Source organism: Trichococcus sp. TS_SC_9 (genome assembly GCF_056156325.1).
The window spans coordinates 2,286,712-2,303,937 of the sequence record NZ_CM149591.1 but is presented as its reverse complement, the minus strand read 5'-3'; the positions used below and the strand labels follow the sequence as shown (position 1 = coordinate 2,303,937).

Below are 17,226 nucleotides of genomic sequence, written 5' to 3'. Positions count from 1 at the left end.
TGGGGACTCCCAATCTCTTCAAAATTTATATATATATTACCCACCGATATAATTAAGCGGATCAACTAGTCCACCATTTTCTTGAACTTCAAAATGGAGATGAACCCCAGTTGAATCCCCTGTTGTACCCATTATTCCAATTTGTTGTCCTTGACTGACGGTTTGTCCAGGCGCGACCATTAACCCTGGTTGCATGTGGGCATATAAAGTTTTAACGTTTACGCCATTGATTGTGCCGTGGTTGATGACGACATAATAGCCATAGCTTGCATGATAAGTAGCTGTCTCCACTGTACCGGATTGCGCTGCTGAAATCGCTCCGCTGCCTGCAATATCTTGCCCTCTATGCAATTCATAGCCACCAGTTATTGGTGAAAGACGATATCCGTACGGCGATGAATAGTATCCACTGGCTGGTTTTATGAAACCACTAGAGTTCACAGTATAACTACTGGATGCAGTCGTAGTCGGTGCTGCTGATGCAGTCAGATTATTAGCTGCCGTTTCTGCTGCGGCTGCTTCCGCCGCTGCGATGGCTGCTGCTTCTGCCTCGGCTACTGCGATGGCTTCAGCAGTAATGCGGGCTTGTTCAGCCGCCATGTCATTACTGATTGTTTCTGTTTGTGCAGCCAAGTCAGCTCTTGTTGATTCCAAGCCATTTTTCTCGGCTTCAGTCAATTCGTAGTTCTCGATGACTTGCGCGATTTGGACGTCGATCTCAGCTTTTTGGGCTACGACATTATTTTTTGAAATCAGAATGTCTTGTCTCAATGCTTCAGCAGCAAGTTTTTCTTCTTCAACAGCCACTTTGCTGTCTTCAACTTTTTGCTGATCCGCTTCCTGTTGTTCAACAATATCCTTATTGGCAGTCACAATCTTTGAAACGACCGTGATTTTTCCGACTAGGTCAGAAAAATTCTCTGAAGACAACAGCATTGAAGCTATATCCGTAACGCCCGCATCCGTTTGGATATAACGAGCCTGCGTATTTAATTTTTCGGTTCTTTGGTCGATGACCACTTGTAATGCTTCGATTTCAGCTTGCAATTCCAAAATTTTTGATTCGATGTCCGCTAATTTTTGCTCTTGAGCGGCTAATCGGTTCATCAATTCATCCAATTGCGATTGAAGTTCATTTACTTTTGTTTCCAAATTTGATTTTTCGGATTCCAAAGTATTCAATGAATTTGATTTTTCTTCAATCTGCGATTGAATCGTATTCGTTTCTAATTGCAAAGCATCTTTTTGTTGTTGCAACTCTTCCAATGTAGCCGCTTGAGCAGTAAATCCACCTGCAATCGGACTAAGCAATAAGATAGATGCGAACAACGCTATATGTTTTTTTCCCAATTATACTTCTCCTCCTGTTTCTTCTACGAGATGAAGTATATCAAAGTTAAAATACCATTACATGATAGAAATATGACAATTGTGTTTCAATTTGTTACGACAGTCGAAAATCCTGAAATGTTGTTCATATTTGCACAATTCTTTGCGAAGACAGCCATCATTTGATTGTTCGCGCTTACAGCGATATACTTAACCTGTACCAAGCAGCACCTCCGCCATCGCTCTTCAGGAAAGAAAGGAGCAAAAAGCATGAAAATCGATCAAAAAGATTTACACAAACCAGGAACGGATAATCTTCCTCCTGGCGTCTACAAAGAAGTCGGCCCTAGAGGTGGCAAAATTACCGGCAGCAAAGAAGTCCACATCGTCGAAGGGCACAGACTTCCTCCTACAAACAAAGCCGGAAACAAATGGATCAAAAAAGACTGATTATTCGCTTGTAACTGATCACTCGAACGATTCAGAGCGGAGGAATCTTGGATTTCACTTCAGAAAAGGACCGTGCTGCAGGAGCCGCACAGTCCTTTTCTTGTCTGATGCATTATTTTGCCAACAGTTCTTTGATGATTTTGGAGACCAACGCTTTATCGGCTTTGCCATCCAGTACCTGCATGGCAAATTTCATCGCATCCTTCAACGGCATCTCGGCTATGCCGTTTTCGGCCAAAAAGAAACGGACTTCTCTTTCATCCATCATTTTAGGAACATAAGCCTCCAAAATGGCCAATTTTTTCTGAGTCTCTTCAATCAGGTCCGTGCGGTCGACTTGTTTCGCGTACTCGATGGCTTCGTTGTTTTTCTTGATGTCCTTCAGAAAAACATGGATTTCCTCTGCTTCGGTCATCTCGCGTTTTTTGTCGATCAAGAAAGAATCGTACTCCGTTTTGATCAAGCGCAGGACATCTGCCTTCAATGTGTCTTTGTCTTTTCTAGCTTGGATGAAGTCTTTGTTCACTTTTTCTTTCAATGACATGATTACAGGTCTCCCTTCGATTCTTTGGTATGGGCTGTTTTAATATTTTTTACTGCAATGGTCAGCCTTCACCCCTCATTTTAAGGAAAAGAAGCGCAATTGGCAAATCTCTGCTACCAGTTCTTAACATCAGTTAGACTGCAAATCTGAAAAGCATAATGACAACAACTGCTGTATATGGCGTTGAGCAAACATAAGCAGTAAAATTAAGACGAACGAGCTTAGCGTCGTGAAGTACTCCAATTCATTCATTTATTCGTGGAAGAGGGCTTAAGTATGTCTTATTTTTGGACTTTTGAATCAGATTTGCCAAGCGGGATGGGCGTGGAAACATTTAGCTCATCTCATATTATTGTCCTTGTTCTATCTGCAATCATCATCTATTCGACAATCCATATCTATCGCAAGCAGGCTGATTTGGGCCAAAGAAATATAAAAATGACGATAGCCGCCTTACTGATTATGCTATATTTTTCGCGCTGGATTTGGTGTGCCTTTTTCGGTAATTTTTCTTTCTTTTTGAGCAATTTGCTTCCTCTTCACCTTTGCAGCGCATCGGCAATAATGGGGTCAGCAGCCGTTTATTCAAACAATCGGCTGCTGAAAGAATTCATGTATGGACTTAGTTTACCGGGCGGATTGGTTGCCATGGCAAACCCTAATCTGGGGACTTACCCTCTCTTCAGTTTCAATTTTGTGGAATATGCACTGACTCACCTGCTGCTGATTCTGCTCCCTTTGCTCTTTGTGTTCGGTGGTGGATTTCGCCCTGATTTCAAAAGCTTGCCGCATTCCATTTATCTGGCAGCGCCTTTCATCGGAGTAGCTTTCTGGGTCAACCAAATGATCGGCAGCAATTATATGTTCCTGAACCGTATAGAAAAAGGGACGGTGCTTGTGCTTTTCGACATGTGGCTGGGAACACCCGGTTACCTGATGGCGGTCCTCGGATCCATCTTCATCGTCTGGGCGATTCTTTACACGCCATGGGAAATTCCCAGAAGACGGAATTTTTCGGGAAGATAAATCGGACTCAGGTGGATATATTAAAAAACAGAAATGCTGATTGAACAGCATTTCTGTTTTTTTTTTTTTTTGCTATAAAACTGAAACAGTTTGTTTATTTCAGCAATTCGTACATGGCTAATCTCATTAACCCTCAATAAATCAAGCTTTCTAGCATGAAAAAGAAAAATATCCCGGGAAAATCCCGAGTAACAAAAGTCCGGGCAGGGCTTTTTTTCTTCCTATAGTGATACTTCTAAACGGTTGCATAAAATTATAGGCAAAGTTCACGCACTTTGATACCATTGACTAAAGGAGGTGTCCGATGATTCCATTGCATTTAATACAAATCTTATTGGCTCTAGAAGGGTTTGATAACGAAGAATTTATTCCTGCGAGAAATAGTATAAAGGCTGTAGCCCAATTTTTTGATAAAAACCCGGAGCAATTAAAGAAGGCGGAAATGCTGCGTGAGCTGAGTGACAAAAAGCTTAAAATGTATTTAGAATACTAATAAACAAAACAACCCTCGGCTCAAAAGGGTTGTTTCGTAATCTCTACAGTTTTTCATTTGATTAGATCTGTGTTATTAATTGTATTTAATGAATAAATAGTAACTACTTCATTAAAAGTAAATTTCTCAATTTTCTCAACTTTAAGATGATACTCCTCATTAGTAGTTAATTTATAATCATTCAAAGAATCATCTTCAACCTTAACAATTATATCGGAATCATTTAAAAGAGAAAAAGTCAGTGTCTTAGACTTATTATTTATCCCTATAAGGGTTCCTACGAACTCAATGGTATTACTAACCTCATCAAGCACGTTATTCTTTAACAAATTGTACACAGTGTTTATTCTATCTAAATTAAAATTTGTTTCAATATCATTAGTTACATGTTTATATTCGAAAGAAATATCCTCTTTTTCTAAGCTCTCAAACCATTTTTTTGTATGATTTGTTGCAGGAACACCGAACTTTGTGACAAATTTGATTACAGATTCGTTAGAGTCTATTTCACTCAATGATACAATTAGATTGTCTAATAACTCTGTTTGATCAATCGTATTTTGAATTAAGTCCAATTGACTGTTTTTCTTGGGAAAGACCTTCTCATTTAATTTATTAGTAGTGTCTACTTTAATTATGAATGAACCAGGTGCTGCCTCAAGTAATGAAAGAGAAGAATTCCTTATAACTGTTGCATTTTTTTTATTAAATCCATTAAAAGACTGATAAGCACTTGTAAAAGTATCCTGAATACCTTTTAACATCTTGGAAAGCAGCCCAATCTCAATTGTACCTACCACTGAATTTTGTTTAATAATTCTAAATAAAGGTGAGGAATCAACATATTCTTCATATAAATAATTGTCCAAGTTTTTTATATCATTATAGATATACTTTTTGTATGGATTGGCATCGTTAATTTTATTGAAGTTTAAGACAGACTCTTCGAAGTTTTCATCTTGTATATGGAAATTTGAAAAATCATACTTGCTGCTCATAAAGTCTGCTCCTTTCCTCAATATTAATTATCTCAACCAATCCTTTTCTATTGAACTTTTTATCAATCATAAAATCATGTTGCCACTGAGCCATATTTATACTGTGGGATCTAACTAATTCCGCTGTTCTATATTCTTCCGAGAGAGTTTCAATATCCATAATTTTATTTATATGACAGTATTTTTGTGTTCTCATTTTAAATCTGTATAAATCAAAATATTGGTCAAAGTTTTTGTTCAGCTCAGCTAATTCATCGTTAACGTCATAGAAAAATAAAATATCAATATCATCAGGATTATTTTTATTTGTTATAAAACTTCCATCAACCCAAATTTTAGTAATATTAGAATAGAATCCTTTTCTTCTGAAATCTTCAATGACTTCCATGAGATTATTATATATTATTCTTCTCGTACTACTACTACGAAACATCTCATTTTCAACAAATAATCTTTGAAATTCTTCACTTTCCATACTATGTATCTCTTGGGAAAGATTGCCGTTTGAATCAAATATAATTATCCCTCCAAACTTTATAATATTGAACTATTTATATATTGTAATTAAAACAAAAAGAAATAGATTATACAATAGTAAAAGTGATAATAGTAAGGGGATGGACCTCTCTGATTATAATAATTCTATATGTTATAATCCAACATAGTATATTTAAGGAGCAAACCATGGTAAAAAATAATTTTGATAGAACAATCATAGATTTAAAAAAATGGATAAACCACACTAAGGAAGGTTCAAAAAGAAGTGAAGATAGTCTAGTATATTATGACATTCTTTGGAATTCACTATCAGAAATGATTAATTCTCTGAACCATAAAGATAAATTATCAGATGAGGAGCAGGATATCATCCAAATGATAAAGTATACTGGCACTTTATTTCGTGTCCATACAAAATTTGATGCAAGTAAGGATACTTTCGGAATCAAAGAAACTCCTCATTATCATTCATGGACAAAAACGAATGAATTAAGTGAAATATACTGGTTAGACAAAGGATCAAATTACCTGGTAATTACTGCTCGAACAGATTCTCAATTGTTTGGAATTGACTTGATCGGTATTCAAAATTTCATACAAAAATATTACGCTTCGGAATTTTCACTTGGCTCCCCAGCAATACAGAGAGAGCAAGAGGTTGTTTTTCCTATTCAGTTCTCACATATCAAGGAAATTAAAATTAAGAAAATTTAAAATTTCAATTGAAATTTTTATTTATTTGTAGCCTTTCTTACAACAAGTTCAGCATTAATCATTGATAATAGTTATTAAAAAAAAGTGAGGCTGGTTCTCCTTGGGGGATAAGAACCAGTCTCACTTATACTATACGCATTTAAATGTATTTCATTTTTCATTTGCTATTTATCATTAGTTAGTGATAAAATGTAAGTTCATAAGTAGTTAACTCTACTTCTCCGCCCTAACGACCACCATTCGTTAGGGCTCATTTTTTTATATACACGAACGACCTTATCTCTATTAAGAGGCAGGGTTATTTTTTATGCAAAACGTTTCTCGATTACCGCTCCTTTATCCGGATCAAAATAAATCCCGACACGACCAAAATTCTCAAGCTCAACGATTAAAACTTTCCCGCCGCTTCTTTCACCGAGAACCGTATAAGCGGACTCCCCATTTGTTCCTTCCAAAGAAATCACATCGCCAGCGGTATACGGTCCCTCAGTTGGATAGGTTGTCCAGTTTTGTCCGTTTGGCAGATGAAGAATAGATGCCACCACTTGCTTTTCACGTGTTATCGCACGCTTATCGATCCAACCTACTTTTAAAGCATTGGCATATTCACCGCTTTCGGACTCCTCATAAAAGTAAAATTTATTTCCAAGGTGGTCATCCGTCTGGCCCCATTGAGTGAATCCAAGCTCTCCCCAAGGAGTGCTGTCGATTGAATAACCTGCTGATGTCACTATTGCGTCATAACTGACCGGTACTCTCGTACGAACTACAGCATCTGTTGCTTCAGTTACTGCCATCTGCCCCAATGCAGGAACTCTTGCACTGTCCCCTGCCCATAAAGCATCATAGTATCTTTTAATCTGCGCGAAAGCCGCATCCCATGAAATATCGACGCTAGACCAATAAGCAATTGGATCAGTATGATCCGTATTACCCAAAAACTTAGTAACGGCCAAATGTGTCCATACCGTTCCATTCCCATTCCTAGTTGCATCCGTGCATGCTAGTCCATACCAATAAAGCTGATAGGCCGCCCAAAATAGCCCCCTATCGATTGCCGCAATGGCCTTCACTTTATTCGCCATGCGACAAACTTCAATCTGTACAAACCTTGCGTTTGCTGGTCCACCTGCACCCCAGCACTTGTAATCAGTATTTGAAATTTCTCTCAGCTCATCATCATCAGCCCAGGCGTGGACAATCCCGTTTGCTGCAGGATCACGTAGCTGGTAACCGATTTGATTTTGAATCAGGCCCTCGTTTGCTGGTTCGTGCAGTACAATGCCCTCTGGTTTGCCGTAACGATAGGATCCGCAATACCCATCTTTCAACCGATGATCCGTTATGATTTCATACTTCATTTTTGCATCTTTAGCCATTATTTTTCCTCCTTATTTCTGACTGGAAAATACTTATCTTTTTTTGTTGCAATCTCGTCATTTACCCAGTTTAGCAACCACATCGGGAAACGCTTTTCCCACCCCAACACGGCGATATTTGCGACCAACGAATAAAAATTGTGGTAGATGAAAGCCGCTGTGATAATCACATAAATCACGCTTCCAGTGTTGAATAAAAAATCAAACCCATATCCCGCTGCACACATGCCAATGATAATCACATCCCGGATGGCCGAATCGATTGCAACCTCGCTTGAGTTTTTCTTTACCGGTGATAGTTTGGCCAAACGACTTCCGACCAACCACTCCATGCCAATGACTCCCAACAGAATCATAATCAGCACCGTATGGTTTATGCTCCACGCTGATTTGTAAATCCACTCCGGGATAGCGATGGACAACACTCCGGTTGCAGCGCCGACTACCCAGGATCCATCCTCGTTCATTTTTAACAATTGCCCTTTTAACAAATCGATTATTTCTGCCATTCTACACGCTCCTATAATTAATTATGTTCAGTTGATTTATCTCACTCTAATGATTGGAAAGCGCTCAACGCGCTCAAAATCTCTCCACCCCAATATCCATACCATGTTTTATTTAACGGATCAGGGCTGAATGTCCCTTCAACTTCTGAATCATTAAAATCTGTTGCGATCGGTAGATGATAATAGTCCAGGTATTCCAAGCACTTTCTTACCAATTTAATTAGCAACGATTTTTCTTCATAAGTTAGTCTTTTTGAATGGAGACCACTTATTAATCCTCTCATGAAATTCGATACCATTTGAGGGTCTGTTTGATCGTTATAAGGCTCCCTCCCTAACACGAAAGCAGTGGGAAAATCAGTAAAGGTGTCTTTCCAATACCGATCCACAGCGTGTATGAATTTCAATATTAGCGTGTACGCTTCTTGGTTATCTTCGTCTTTCTCAAAAATTCTCGCTATATCACTGAAAGTTCTATATTGAAAACCTCCCCATATATCCCCCCACTTACCAACAATGCCAAAAGTATTCGGTTCATTATTACCGGAATCATTCTCGTAGTTCCACCAGAAAATTGGGGCAAAGAATCCTCCAACACCCGTTAACGCCTCATAAGCATTTTGAGAATCAAGGAGGAACTGAAGATTTGTATCAACCGCCGCATCGCCGTCGGTGAAAACATCATCTTGGAACACCCAAGGCGCCTGATAACCGGAATAAATAGCCCCACGCAAATTCGAAAGCTCATAATTTATATAGTGCATATCAAACGGCAGAATATAAGGTGCATAAGGCAATGGATCTCTCGATGGTGCAGGTTTTAGATACTCAAGTCCTATTTTTAATGCCTCTTGTTGAGCGTAACTTAGCGAGATGCTAGTATAATAATCCTTGTCTAGGATAGTTTTTGTGCCTAGGTAGTCCAGGTTAATACTACATACATCGTCTACCGCTTCTATTAATACTGATAGATAGCTGCCTGTCCCAAATTCTGTACCTCCTGAGAAAAGATCTTCCGTTAACCTAACTTCACCATATCCGTTTCCTGTCTTGGGTAATAGGTATGTCCATTTAACATTTTCGCTATCATTGATCGCGAAAATAATATTACTTTCCGTCTTATACTTGATAGTGAATGGCAGCTTTCTACCCCATGCAGCTAACATGAGCTGGGACCAGCCGGTCCATCCCCCTTCATCCCCTCTGGTCATTGAAACGGAAGTCACTTCTACTTTTTTGCTTTCAATGAGGTCCGTAACAATCGTCTTGGTAAGTGAGCTGTTTGCACTAACCACCGGATCTGCGTCAGTTGATTTCCCATAATGAGATCCCCAAAAAATGTCGTCGGTTTTGTAAAATTCATCTGCTCTAATAGCAATAGTTTCTTTTGCATTCAATCCAGAACCTGACGTAATAAACTCATGAATCCATCTTTTTTCAGGTGCATAAACGGAGTCTTCGTCTATTGAAACTCTTACTTTTCTAGCGTGATCACTTCCTAGTTTAACCTCTACCCATCCGTTAGGTGCGAACGGAAGACGATTTCCTGCCCATGTACCTATTGAAGCTTCATCATTTCCTGCAGACTGCGGGTAGTCGATCAGTATCATGCTGCCTTCATTGGTGTACGTCTCTTGAGGACTCCTTACTGAAAAGCTTGTAACTCCGTTTTTCAGCACATCAGTACCTACTTCTCCGTAGCGTAAATGGTACTTGGTGTTGGAAACTTCTGCTACTTCTTTAATGGATAGCCTCGTCGAATGGACCGCTCTTAGCCACTTCTCATCACCATCAATTTGATACCATAGATCAAAAACATCGATTGCCCATGCGAGAGAATCTACTGCACAAGCTATCTCACCGGCGTTCAGAGGCCGCCATACTGGATAAGCCTCACATTTTTCGCCCACTTCAATTGTTCTTCCGGTTTCGGAAGAGTATACAATCAACAAATTTCCGTTGAAAGTTTTATCTTTAAGGGAGATTGTCGCTTCACTTTGGCCATACATAACGGTTGTTTCTTCTATTTCATACTCAGTGCCAACGACTGGTGCAGCGGGCGACCAATCATATTCAAGTGTTGATTCTGTTGTTCGGGCTGAATAAATTCTAAAAACTTTTTCATAATGTACTGTAGCGATACCATTAGTGAAACTTGCAACTCCATTAAGAAAATATTCTCTGCTCACAAACGGCGCTGTCACATTAACTAACCAATGGGGGACCCAACTGGCGTCAGGTTCTGCTGGTATGTTAAATGTCGGATAATAATAGTTTAAGAGGGCATCGGTTAATTTGCGTGACATTGTCAAGAAACCCACGTTTCGAGTGGCAATGTAGTTTTTTAGCATTCCCCTTATTGTTAATAACTGCGCTTCCGAAGCGCTCGTTGTCGGTGGCGTATAGGATGTTTTAGGATCATCAATAACAAAGCTGCCGCCAACCAATCCGAGGTCATTAATCGCCATATTTCCGGATGCTTTAGTATTCTGGATCAAGAAATGTTGATATTCATTTACCCATTGCGTGACTTTGAGTCGGTATTGATTCAATGTGTTTATCAAAAAATTCTTATAACCTATTTCGCCAATATTTCCTATATCTAACCCCTTAATAATCTCAAAGGTAAACATTTGAGATGCGAAATCCTGGAATCCTAATTTCAATATCAGTTGTATTTCAGCTTGACCGAATAGGGATTCTTTATATTCTAGCAAGTCATAACTAACGGTTGTGCCGGAAATTGTTGTTTCTCCAACATGAGGCAGTAGTCGTCCATCTTTCATCCGTAATCGCACATTTGCTGCTCCACCGCCGTCAAGCATTTCTTGTTCTGTGACATCAATCAAGTTGAAATCGAAGCGAACACTATTAAGATCATTTGTGTAGACTTTTGGAATATCCATCTGCCAAATTTGGTGTGTAGACTTGATCGCCACATCTAGTTTGATCAGTTTTTTGGCCATCTGTTTATGTCCCTCCTTTTAAAAGATTACGACTTATTTACAGCCGCCCTTGTTCCGTTATAGTAATTCTGTCTAAATCTCTATTGTGCCTCCAGTGCACTAATTCTAATCTCTAACGCTTCAATCCTACTCAATAATTCCTGGACTCCTTTTGTGGCCAAAGCATTGACCTTATATAAACTAATGGCATCATTAGTAGGGTTCGAAATAGCAGGACTGTTCTCAGCGATGAACCCTAGCTGCTTATCAATGGTCCCCTCTTCCACATCTTTCACCAAATCGTATTCAACCACTTTCAAATCCTTAATCTGATCTAAAGCTCTTATTTCGGAAGGTACAATGTTCGTCTTAATCGTTTCGGATGAGGATACGATAAAATCGGAAGCCTTGACATTGTAAAAAGCTGTCATTGCCGGATCTGAAATATACAGAGACCCCGTTCCATTCGGACTAATTACAAGGCTCCGATTTCCGTCACGCGGCGTCTCCCAGCGATCAGCATGATGATAGGATGGATTGTTTGGATCGGACGTAACGAAGTCCCTCGCAACGATATCACGCGGATTGCCTCCCCAATCCACAACCCTGACGACTTCCCCATTTGCAGTTCGCAGGTATATATATTCGCCATTGGATTCCACACGGGCCCGATTCGTATTCTCCGGAACGCTACCAGTAATATCGTCAAAAAAGTCGATATACGTGATCCCGCCGTGCAATCGGAGCGAGGTGTTCAGATTTGTGCCTATATTGTTTGGCCCCGGGAACATCTTCAAGCCTTCGGATGTATAGGCAAGTATCCGCTCATAAGTAGTACCTGCGCCAAAGATGATTTTCGCCTGATCGAGATTCAGCGTGTCGCCTGATTCTGGATTCGTGAACTGCATGATGCCGGTGATGAGGTTTAGCCAGAAGTTAGCGCCGGTAATGCTGGCCGTGGTCAAAGCATTCAGATTTAAGTTAATTGCATTAATGTTCGCAAAGTTTACTGTCCCTCCGAGCGAGTCAGCGGAATATGCTTCCTCGTTCCAAAATGCGCCATCATAGACATGCATCTTGATTTCTCCATCACCGACTGGCTTGTACCACACATCATTTTTGACCATTCCGGTCGTCGGTTCGTCAACTCCCCTGAAGACGCGGTTTTTGCCGTTCGCGGCTTTCTCGATGGTGTTGGTAAGCGATACAGTAACCTCTTTTACTAAGTCTTTGTAACCACTCTTCAGGTCATCATAAAAGCTCGTTCTCACTGACCCGACTTTCAGTGATTGGTTCTTCTCTCTGAGTACATCAAATACTATTTGCGTCACCTTCGCGGTTAGGTTTACATCAAACTGCTTTGAGTAAACAGTTATGGTATCGCACACTTCGACATTCTCAAATGACTTGAATTGTTCATACTCGCTGCTGTCAGACAAGTCATCCAAATCCACATCCATCGCTATACTTGGTTTATCAATCCCGGCATTTTCAATAAAATAATTAGAAGCTGCAGTATCCAAACTAGCGAAATCCGTCACTCGATCGTCACTAGAATAATCGACCGGCAGAATCATTGTGACCGGGTAATTGTTCGCGTACTGAGAAATGACAAGACTGCCGATAACGGTCTCTTCCGCCTCGCTTCCTTCAGGAGTGTGTGTAAAGTAGGGCAGAATCTGTGTTACTAAACCTTTAGTTGAATACTCGGCCTCCAGACCTGTCAAGTTTTTCCCATGGCGAATCGTTGCAACGTTGTCGCGGCCGCGCTCAGCATATAGCCATATAAAATCATTTCCCCGTTTTAGCTCTCCACCAAACACATCCAACAAAGACCCCTCTTCGCCAGCTATGCAATTTAATGGATTCCGCATCTTCCAGTCAATGCTATTGGTTGCATTGATATCCGAATGAAATATGAAATTAGTAGGTTGAATTAAACTATTCTTCATCACATCAAGGGCTGTTTGAGGCGTAATATCATTGGAAGCGACGCTTTGAACCAAATTACCGCCAAGGTCATTGGAGATGCTTGTCGCGTAAACTGACAAGACCTGTGTAATCGTATCTAGCTGACGTTCATAGACCCTGAAAAGATGCAAAGCATCAACTGAATTAGGCTTTGCCTTTACAAGACATAACTCCTGAATCTCCGCGTAATGCAAGCCAGATGCCGGATATTCCAGATACAGTTCAAATTCGCCGTTACGTTCTTCAGTCACTTCGCATGCGATTGTCTCTGCTAATGTCCCGATGCCATTATGATTAAAGTCTGTTTCACCTGCTTTGTATAGAATTGGTTTCATACGAGGGATCTCCATTTCGGTTTGATGTTAACTGCAGTAACTCCGACGCCCGTCCACGTGATAACATTGTTTCCGGGAACTAAAACAGGAAAGTCGATGGAATGCATCTTACTATTCTCGTTTACAAGCAGACCGTTCACGGTTTTATAGCAGTGTTGGATTTCGCTATCCAGGATGACCTCATCAACGATATTTTTGACCACATACTCTATGCCGTTTATTGTCAGCGTGCAATCACCGCTACCTTGGATAGTGATCAACGGTTCAGCCTCATAGGGTGTCGGATTTAAAATGGTTGCGCCCTCTAGCAATTCATAAGTGCCGCTGCCTATCAAATATTTAAAGGGCTTCACAGAAAAAGTTACTTCAAATACATCAAAGTGCCGAAACGTACTATTTCCCTTGAAGCGAGGATATTCTGTATTGATCACCTTGTATATTTTTTCAGAATCAAAGTATGGGATAAATTCCACATATCGGTTAAACAAAAAAGAAGCTGCCACTCTGCTCCGTTGCAGCGGCAAATCTTCTTCCTCCTCCGTCATATAAAAAATTTCGAGTGCCATCTGCGTATTGCTGTAGGACCCGTCATCAAAAGGGATTGCACCGTTAACACCAGGAATCTCTTTTAATTCGATTTTCCTGTTTGGCATTTCAATTATGGGCCGTTCCGATATGAGCGCTCCGATGTCATCGCTATGCACACCATTCAAATAAAAGCTTCCTGGTTTCAATGCACCTTCTCCCCTCTATTGATAATCTTCCGATCATTCATATTTTTAAGTTCTCGTGATATTTTTTCAGTAATGTTTTTAACAGTTTTGTTCGGTAATTCACCGTAAGCCGTAATGTTGAAATGGTTATGGATTTCGGTAGTGGTCTGGTTTGAATTACTCACACTGTTTGATCCAGAACTTTCGCCGGATGTGTCTCTTTTCCCAAAACTCGCAATCAACCTTTGTGCTTCCGTGCTGCCTTCAACACCTGTCGCAAAGTGTGGGATGTCCATCCTGAAGTGTTGAATACTTGGCCATACCTTCGTTCCTTTTGGAAGATTCGGGTAAAGTGTGTCAGTTGATGGAGAAACCCCGAAGACCCCACTAGGCGTCATGAACGGCTCTTCTCGACCACCGTCACCGAGGACCGCTGGACCACCGACGTGCGAGTCGGTACCTGTTGCATAGCCTACTCCAAGTGAGCCAGTTTTGCTTGTTGCCGTATAAACCCGATTCTCTTGAACGTTGATATAGACCTGTTCGTCAGGAATATTGTAGAGTCGTTGTTGTAAATCAGCAATAGCTTGTAAAGCAGGGGATACGTCAATGTTTATTGTTTTTGCAGGGATACCTGTACGGTTGTAATACTCTAAAGCCCACTGTAAAGCGCCGACTTTATCCTGAACAGATCCGAGAGAGCCGATCTGAGAAGCTGCACTTTCAGACAAGGCCCCTGATTGTTCCAACGAAGCGATAGCAACCTCGCTCACCATGTTCCGCATATTTTCAGATAAAGCATCTTGTCCTTCTGCGATTTCCGTCATGCTTTTACCACTGTTCTCAGACAATGTAATATAACTGTCAATCATACTAGCGGTTTCTTCAGCTGTCAGTTGTCGGTTTTCCAAGGACGCCGCTGCGATTATCGCATTAATTTCATCGTTGGCGTTCTGCGTAATTTGAGTCAACATAGCGTAGTGCATACCGTTCTCTTGCACGCGCTTGTTGTATTCTTCTTGGGTGATCACACCATTCGCTAACATTTCATCAATGCGCACCTGTTCCGCATCTTTTTGAGCAGTTAGTCCAGTTATAATTTCTTCTGTGACAGCGTTATTGGCATTTATCGTTGCATTTGCCAATTCCTCAGTGACGACTTTTCCGGCAGTGAAGGTGGACAAAATCTCAGCCATCGTGTTTCCAATAGTCAAAGAATAGTTGTTGTAACTTTCTTCAATCTCACTGATTTGATCGTCTGTCATTTTTAGTTCTTTTAATTTGTCCTTGATGCCGTCCACATTTCGTGCGAGTGGTTCGGAGAATGACGTGAAAAACTTTTCGTTCCACTCATACCCACCGTCCCACAAATCATCTATTGCATTTGTGACAAGGGTATTTTGTTCTTTCAGTCTTGCTGTTTCTTCAGCTATAGTTGATGCAGTACCTTTGATTGCACCTTGGATTTGCTCTTGGGAACTTACCATGCCGTTTGCGCCTTCGGTTACGGCGTCAAACCATTCTTCGTATTTCCCTTTTGTTGCAGCGACCGACGCTTCGTGATTGGATGAATCTTTCGTCATTTCCTGATAGATGAAAGTCCCTACGCCAGTAGCAGCCAAGGTTATCGCCCCGATGCCAAGAACCCAAGGATTTGCGAACAAGGCTGCAGCTCCTCCGGCTCCTGTTGCCGCGCCAGAAACACCACCCAAAGCACCAGTCACTCCAGCTGCGCCAAGCCCCGTTGTAACACTAGGGAGCAACTTCAACATTGCTCCTAAGCCGCCAGTAACACTGCTGAACACTTTCACAATCGGTCCTGCAGCAGCTGCTACTAATCCCCATTGCACGACATTCTCCTGCATATCCGGGCTCAAATCGTTCCAGGCATCCGTCAAATTATCGACGGCATCTTCCAGGATTGGCAGTGCCTCTTCGCCCATTTCAAGTAGAATATCCCCTAACGGCACGAGCGTATCAGTCATATCGCGAAACATAGCTTGGAATTTCTGCGACTGTGTTTCTTCTAAAGTATCTATAACACCTTGAGCAGCACCATTCACTTCTCCGTATTGCTCTGTGACAGTTCCCAAAGCTTCAACTACCTTAACCCCGGCATCTTCCCCAATCGATCCCCAAAGCATCGACAAGGCATTTGCTTTCTCTTGCGGATCTTCAATAGCGGCCAAGTTCTGAGACATTCTTCTGAACAAATCATCATTCGATTCCCCAGAAGCCTCCCAGGTATTATAGAGCTCCTTCCAACTACCGCCCATCTCTTCGACTGCAGCCTTCACCGTTCCGTCACCAATGCGGATCCCAAACTCTTTGACTAGGTCATTCACCTTGTCCAGGTTATAAGCTCCGGCATCGAGTCCGGCTTGAAGAGTGTTAAACATTTCTTGGGCCGAATAACCATTCTGCTCCCATAGCGGCGCATACTCAGCCAAGTTATCCCCGAGTTCATCTGTCTTGTTTAGGCCCTTCTGTGCCCCCGCTACCATGTAATCAAAGGCCTCGTAAGCGGTCATTCCGTAGGTTTCCATCAGTGCATTAATACCGCGTAAACTTTCGGCTTGATCCATACCAAGTGATTCTTCCAAGGCGATGGTCATCTTTGTGATAGCACCCAAATCGACATCTGATATGCCCGTCAATTGTCCTTTAACATTAAGCAAGGAAGTAGTCACGGAATCAAGCGACTCGCCCCAGCCGTCCTTAAAGACATCATTCGCGATGCCGCCAACTCTTTCGGCTTCTTCAGCGGTCCCGCCAAGATTGACTTTAATTTTAGCCGTCGCATCAGCTACATTTGTAGCACTTAAAACGGCTGCCGCACTTAAAGCGAGGACTGCTGGGGTTACTGTCTTGGTTAATCCATCACCAAGTTTACCGGCCTTTTCGGATATGCCAGTCAACTGATCGCCGTATTTTGTAAAGGCTGAATGCGATTTGTTCATCTCTGTCGTTACGCTGCCGATATAGCGCTGCAGATTATTCAAGCTTGCCAGTTCCTTGTTATAGGCAGTAGCGGCGGCATCGGCTTCTTTTGAGCCTTCTCCGTGTGCCTTGGCCATCTTCTCGTAGGCTTGCCGGGCTCCATCGACTTTTGTCTTTTGGATTTCCAACTTTTTATTAAGTCCATCAAGTTGTGTTTGATACTTTTTTAGAGAGGCATCGCCTTTATCAAAAGCTGACAGGTTTGCCTTCATTTCACTATTTACCAGGGCTAGTTTCTTGTTTAAATCCTGGAGACCGCTCTCGACTTGTACGCTATCGAGATCAAGCCCAATGGAGAGACCTTCTATTCTTTCTGACATCT

At 41.3% G+C, this 17,226-nt stretch carries 14 protein-coding genes; 4 read left to right on the top strand and 10 right to left on the bottom strand.

Going from position 1 to position 17,226, the window contains the following annotated elements:
• Nucleotides 1-36: 36 nt before the first annotated feature.
• On the bottom strand, nt 37-1,350 hold the full coding sequence (locus AC0J5I_RS11175; RefSeq protein ID WP_107995106.1) for a murein hydrolase activator EnvC family protein: 1,314 nt from the start codon (nt 1,348-1,350) through the stop codon (nt 37-39).
• A gap of 249 nt (nt 1,351-1,599) precedes the next feature.
• Here AC0J5I_RS11175 and AC0J5I_RS11170 point away from each other — a divergent pair, with 249 nt between their 5' ends.
• Complete coding sequence (locus AC0J5I_RS11170; protein WP_086941280.1) at nt 1,600-1,779, top strand: YjzC family protein; 180 nt, start codon at nt 1,600-1,602, stop codon at nt 1,777-1,779.
• Nucleotides 1,780-1,891: 112 nt separating this feature from the next.
• Here AC0J5I_RS11170 and AC0J5I_RS11165 read toward each other — a convergent pair whose 3' ends face one another.
• Nucleotides 1,892-2,323 (bottom strand): GatB/YqeY domain-containing protein, encoded by a 432-nt coding sequence (locus AC0J5I_RS11165; RefSeq protein WP_107995105.1) that lies wholly within the window; start codon nt 2,321-2,323, stop codon nt 1,892-1,894.
• 276 nt (nt 2,324-2,599) lie between these two features.
• Here AC0J5I_RS11165 and AC0J5I_RS11160 point away from each other — a divergent pair, with 276 nt between their 5' ends.
• Together AC0J5I_RS11160 and AC0J5I_RS11155 are read left to right on the top strand one after the other, a co-directional pair.
• Complete coding sequence (locus AC0J5I_RS11160; RefSeq protein ID WP_107995104.1) at nt 2,600-3,349, top strand: YwaF family protein; 750 nt, start codon at nt 2,600-2,602, stop codon at nt 3,347-3,349.
• Between the two features lie 304 nt (nt 3,350-3,653).
• Nucleotides 3,654-3,842 (top strand): hypothetical protein, encoded by a 189-nt coding sequence (locus AC0J5I_RS11155; RefSeq protein WP_475299859.1) that lies wholly within the window; start codon nt 3,654-3,656, stop codon nt 3,840-3,842.
• A gap of 53 nt (nt 3,843-3,895) precedes the next feature.
• On the opposite strand, the gene AC0J5I_RS11150 is transcribed toward AC0J5I_RS11155, so the two are convergent.
• Together AC0J5I_RS11150 and AC0J5I_RS11145 are read right to left on the bottom strand one after the other, a co-directional pair.
• Nucleotides 3,896-4,840 (bottom strand): hypothetical protein, encoded by a 945-nt coding sequence (locus tag AC0J5I_RS11150; RefSeq protein WP_475299858.1) that lies wholly within the window; start codon nt 4,838-4,840, stop codon nt 3,896-3,898.
• On the bottom strand, nt 4,824-5,357 hold the full coding sequence (locus AC0J5I_RS11145; RefSeq protein ID WP_475305690.1) for a DUF6932 family protein: 534 nt from the start codon (nt 5,355-5,357) through the stop codon (nt 4,824-4,826). Before AC0J5I_RS11145 ends, AC0J5I_RS11150 begins: the two co-directional genes overlap by 17 nt.
• Before the next feature lie 167 nt (nt 5,358-5,524).
• On the opposite strand from AC0J5I_RS11145, the gene AC0J5I_RS11140 reads away from it, so the two are divergent.
• A complete protein-coding gene (locus tag AC0J5I_RS11140) occupies nt 5,525-6,052 on the top strand; it encodes a hypothetical protein (protein ID WP_475299857.1) in 528 nt (175 codons plus the stop codon).
• A 305-nt stretch (nt 6,053-6,357) separates the two neighbouring features.
• On the opposite strand, the gene AC0J5I_RS11135 is transcribed toward AC0J5I_RS11140, so the two are convergent.
• The 6 genes from AC0J5I_RS11135 to AC0J5I_RS11110 form a co-directional block, all read right to left on the bottom strand.
• Nucleotides 6,358-7,431 carry a hypothetical protein gene (locus AC0J5I_RS11135; RefSeq protein ID WP_475299856.1) on the bottom strand — a complete coding sequence of 358 codons (1,074 nt, stop codon included), beginning with the start codon at nt 7,429-7,431 and terminating at the stop codon, nt 6,358-6,360.
• Entirely contained in the window at nt 7,431-7,940 is a 510-nt protein-coding gene (locus AC0J5I_RS11130; protein ID WP_475299855.1) for a phage holin family protein, read from the bottom strand. The genes AC0J5I_RS11135 and AC0J5I_RS11130 overlap by 1 nt, the downstream gene beginning before the upstream one ends.
• 41 nt (nt 7,941-7,981) lie before the next feature.
• A complete protein-coding gene (locus AC0J5I_RS11125; RefSeq protein WP_475299854.1) occupies nt 7,982-10,906 on the bottom strand; it encodes a hypothetical protein in 2,925 nt (974 codons plus the stop codon).
• Nucleotides 10,907-10,986: 80 nt separating this feature from the next.
• Nucleotides 10,987-13,191, bottom strand: coding sequence for a phage tail spike protein (locus AC0J5I_RS11120; protein ID WP_475299853.1), 2,205 nt, complete (start codon nt 13,189-13,191; stop codon nt 10,987-10,989).
• Complete coding sequence (locus AC0J5I_RS11115; RefSeq protein WP_475299852.1) at nt 13,188-13,925, bottom strand: hypothetical protein; 738 nt, start codon at nt 13,923-13,925, stop codon at nt 13,188-13,190. Before AC0J5I_RS11115 ends, AC0J5I_RS11120 begins: the two co-directional genes overlap by 4 nt.
• Nucleotides 13,922-17,224, bottom strand: coding sequence for a phage tail tape measure protein (locus tag AC0J5I_RS11110; RefSeq protein ID WP_475299851.1), 3,303 nt, complete (start codon nt 17,222-17,224; stop codon nt 13,922-13,924). Before AC0J5I_RS11110 ends, AC0J5I_RS11115 begins: the two co-directional genes overlap by 4 nt.
• Between the last annotated feature and the right edge of the window lie 2 nt (nt 17,225-17,226).